Origin of the sequence: Roseburia sp. 1XD42-69 (genome assembly GCF_003612565.1) — a bacterium.
Taxonomy (GTDB): domain Bacteria; phylum Bacillota; class Clostridia; order Lachnospirales; family Lachnospiraceae; genus Roseburia_B.
This window is the reverse complement of the sequence record NZ_RAZG01000175.1, coordinates 1-2,174: the sequence shown is the minus strand read 5'-3', so window position 1 is coordinate 2,174 and position 2,174 is coordinate 1. Positions and strand designations below refer to the sequence as shown.

At 34.2% G+C, this 2,174-nt stretch carries 1 protein-coding gene; it reads right to left on the bottom strand.

The genetic code is table 11. The features are described from left to right. Positions 1 to 132 precede the first annotated feature (132 nt). Positions 133 to 1,914: a hypothetical protein gene (locus D7Y06_RS24815; RefSeq protein WP_120410141.1), complete on the bottom strand. Its 1,782-nt coding sequence runs from the start codon at positions 1,912 to 1,914 to the stop codon at positions 133 to 135. Positions 1,915 to 2,174 lie beyond the last annotated feature (260 nt).

The following is a 2,174-nucleotide window of genomic DNA, read 5'->3' as shown; positions in this document are numbered from 1 at the left end:
AATATTCAATTAAAATACAGTAACTGTGCGGGTTTCAGCAGTTAATGCTGTTATTCCGTGAATAATTCAGGATTAGTAATTATATCTAAGCATCTACATCCAAGTATCATTATGAATCTGGTAATTCCTTGTCTATGCAAGCAGTTTCAATACAAGCTTATTACTGGATTCTCCATCATTCAACTGTACAGTATCAGGATTAATAACATGATATTTGTTAAACTCCCTGCCTTTTTCATTGTAATCTTTCATCAGCACAATACACCGCTGTCTTTCCAGATTCTTAATTGATTTCCCGATATTAGATTTATCTATCCCTAAATCATCCGATAACTGCTCATAAGAAACGCTTTTTCCTTCGCTTAAATTCCGTATCAAAATAAGATATACTAAATAATCCCTTTGTGTTATCAGTCCGTTTATCAGGCAGTTGGCTATTGAAAAATAGAATTGTATGTATTTGCCGTCTTTGAAATCCTTTAATCGTCTGCTTAACGTAATTTTATATTCATCAAACTTAGCTGTTTTTTTATCATGTGTTAGCACAATCCAGTTTTTTTCTTGCAGATGCAGCAGTTTATTTTTTAATGTCCTGTCATTTATAGCCTGTTTCTTCTGAATGTCAGAATACAGTCTTTCTTTAAGATTCCTGATTCTGAATCCACGTCTGCCATAACTGCTTTTGTATACGTCCAATAATGTTAATATCAGGTAATCATCACCCGTCATTGTCTGCAAATCTCTGTTTTTCAATGCTGAATTGTGTATCTTTGCCCCGTTCCCTTTTTCAATGGATATTACTGCACCATTATGGTATGTGCTGCATTCTGCCTTATCGCATATAGTTTTTACCCATTCTCTATGTGTGGTATCTAAAATTGACTGGTAACACCCTAATAATTTATAATCAGTTTCCATAAATCTTTTTGTATCTGCTTCTATCTCTGCTTCTGATTTCGGAGGTCTGCATCTGCTATTCCAGTCTTTACACATAGAGTAAATTTTAGATGGCTGATACCCTTCTGATTGTAAAGTCTTTACTATCCGCCCATGCCAGAAATTACGCTGCCCCTTGTCTGCTCCTTCATGGAACATACGCCAGTTACAAAGAAACTTTTTATATTCGTTAAGTCCTGTATAATCCCATTCCTGTTTTTTAAGTATCTGCTGCCCTTCATCTTTACGGCAGGCATTTTTTATCAACTGTTCAATATAGTCCAAATTGTATGCTTTAAACAGCTCCCCTTTTTCATAAACGCAATTTACTAAGGTTACAATCTTCCATTTTTCGCTGTTTTCATAGTCATAAGTTCCATCTGGCTGTTTATGGTTATAAGAACATGGCGGTCTGTCAATCTGTGTGGGGCTTGCTGCCTTAATATCCGCACCTATTATAGACGCAAGTTTCTTATTGGCTTCTATTATTTCTGTCAGATTTTTTACAAGCGGTTCAACTGAAATATAAAAATGAAAACCATGCCCTGACATTGTACAGGCGTGTAAGAATAAATTAGGGATTTTCTCTTTTATCATATTTGAAAAGTCTGCTGCGCTTGATGTATCATAACAGGGGTAATCTTTCAAATCAAAATCAAGAAACAGTACCTTGCGTAATCTTTGGTTGCCCATACCGCCACTATAAGCTTCACATCCATCTTTTTGCTTTACTGGTTTTACTGTTGCCAGTTGATTATATATGTCATATTGATAACGGTATTTCAGAATAAAATCCTTGTAATCTGAAAAATTATTTACATACCGTGTTATAGTCGTTGTTTTCTCACTGTTTGCAGCATCCTTATGTATGGCAAGCAAACGGATTCTTTCTTTCTCCTTAAATTTTTTAGGATAGAGCATATTGTAGTATTCATACAAATACTGTATATTTTTATTCCCATTTGTATTCTCATCCATAGGCATATTTCTCCCTTCATTGATTCTTGATTTTCTGTAAATTTGCGCACTCAAATAAAGCTATAAGCATAATATTCTTAAATTTCTGCTTACAAATGAGCGCAATTAATAAGCGTATGCATATCTGATTTTTTGCACACAAATAACAAGTCGTTCCATATTTAATTGTAGTATGATTGATTCATTGGGTTTTTAGCTCAATCAAAGGCTATTCACCGCCATAAATAATAGGGATTTTGATAGATTATAGATTTCTCGAA